2 protein-coding genes and 1 pseudogene are annotated in these 1572 nt (G+C 64.4%); all 3 read left to right on the plus strand.

The features are described 5' to 3' along the window. Positions 1-243 (plus strand): annotated as a pseudogene (locus AC1RTB_RS26440) (Re/Si-specific NAD(P)(+) transhydrogenase subunit alpha); the annotation flags it as partial. Continuing rightward, positions 243-665 (plus strand): NAD(P) transhydrogenase subunit alpha part 2, encoded by a 423-nt coding sequence (locus AC1RTB_RS26445; RefSeq protein ID WP_492882236.1) that lies wholly within the window; start codon positions 243-245, stop codon positions 663-665. The pseudogene AC1RTB_RS26440 and the gene AC1RTB_RS26445, both read left to right, overlap by 1 nt. Position 666: 1 nt before the next feature. After that, on the plus strand, positions 667-1572 hold a 906-nt coding region (locus AC1RTB_RS26450; protein ID WP_492882237.1), incomplete at its 3' end, for an NAD(P)(+) transhydrogenase (Re/Si-specific) subunit beta.

Genomic DNA, 1572 nt, shown 5'->3' on the forward strand with positions numbered 1-1572 from the left:
CTGGTCAAGGCAACGATGCTGACCGATGCCGGCCGCGTGGTTCACCCGAATTTCGCCGGCGCGGCAGCAGCTTCAGCGGCGGCAAAACCCAAGCCGATCGTTGCGGGCCAAAACCGCGGCGACGATCCGGCAAGCGACGGCAGCGCACCCGCCAAGGCGGTGGCGAAGAAGCCCGCCGCCAAGGCTGACAAACCCGCAGCGGCCAAGAAGTCTGCTGCCAAGAAGTCCAAGGGAGACGCGTGATGGAAGGTCTTCAAAAAGCCCTCGACCAGCTCGACCAGGCGGTTGCCGCCGTCCGGCTCGGCGTCCAGGATCTCGCCACCGCCCAGAATGCGGCCGAGGCCGCCGGTGGTGCAGCGCACGCACTGTCGGGTGGAGCGATCGACCCGTTCGTCTTCCGCTTCGCCATCTTCGTTTTGGCGATCTTCGTTGGCTATTACGTCGTCTGGCAAGTGACGCCGGCGCTGCACACGCCGTTGATGGCGGTGACCAACGCGATCTCCTCGGTGATCGTGGTCGGCGCACTTTTGGCCGTCGGCATTGCCGCTTCGGGCCTTGCCACCGGCTTTGGCTTCATTGCCCTGGTGCTGGCCTCGGTCAACATCTTCGGCGGCTTCCTCGTCACCCAGCGCATGCTGGCGATGTACAAGAAGAAGGACAAGTGACGTGACCTTGAACCTCGCTTCCTTCCTCTACCTCGTCTCCGGCATCCTGTTCATCTTGGCGCTGCGTGGCCTGTCGCATCCGACCACCTCGCGGCAGGGCAACACCTACGGCATGATCGGCATGGGCATTGCCATCTTGACCACGCTGGCGCTGGCCAAGCCCTCGGCCACCGGCCTCGGCCTGATCGTGCTTGGCCTTGCCATTGGCGGCGGCATCGGTGCTGTCACCGCACGGCGCATCGCCATGACCTCGATGCCGCAGCTTGTCGCAGCCTTCCACAGCCTCGTTGGCATGGCCGCCGTGATGGTCGCTGCAGCGGCTGTCTATGCGCCGGAAAGTTTTGGCATCGGCAGCGTCGGCGCCATCCACGGCCAGGCACTTGTCGAGATGAGCCTGGGTGTCGCCATCGGCGCCATCACGTTTACCGGCTCGGTCATCGCCTTTTTGAAGCTCGATGGCCGCATGTCGGGCAAGCCGATCATGCTGCCCGGCCGCCACTTCATCAACGCGGCATTGGCCATCGCCCTTGTCGTGCTCATCGTCATGCTGGTGACGACCCAGTCGACGACGGTGTTCTGGCTGATCGTCGCCGTGTCTTTGGTGCTCGGCGTGCTTTTGATCGTGCCGATCGGTGGCGCCGACATGCCGGTGGTGGTGTCGATGCTCAACTCCTATTCGGGTTGGGCGGCGGCCGCACTCGGCTTCACGCTTGGCAACCTCGCTTTGATCATCACCGGCGCGCTGGTTGGCTCGTCGGGTGCGATCCTCAGCTACATCATGTGCAAGGGCATGAACCGCTCCTTCATCTCGGTCATTTTGGGTGGCTTCGGCGGCGAGACCGCGGCTGTTGCCGACGACGGCATCGAGCGCACCGTCAAGCAGGGTTCGGCCGACGACGCCGCCTTC

This window comes from Aminobacter sp. GW821-FHT11F06, assembly GCF_058808215.1.

What these genes read in the sequence shown, in the direction of transcription:
- AC1RTB_RS26445 (WP_492882236.1), top strand. Translation starts at nt 243, where the DNA reads ATGGAAGGTCTTCAAAAAGCCCTCGACCAGCTCGACCAGGCGGTTGCC.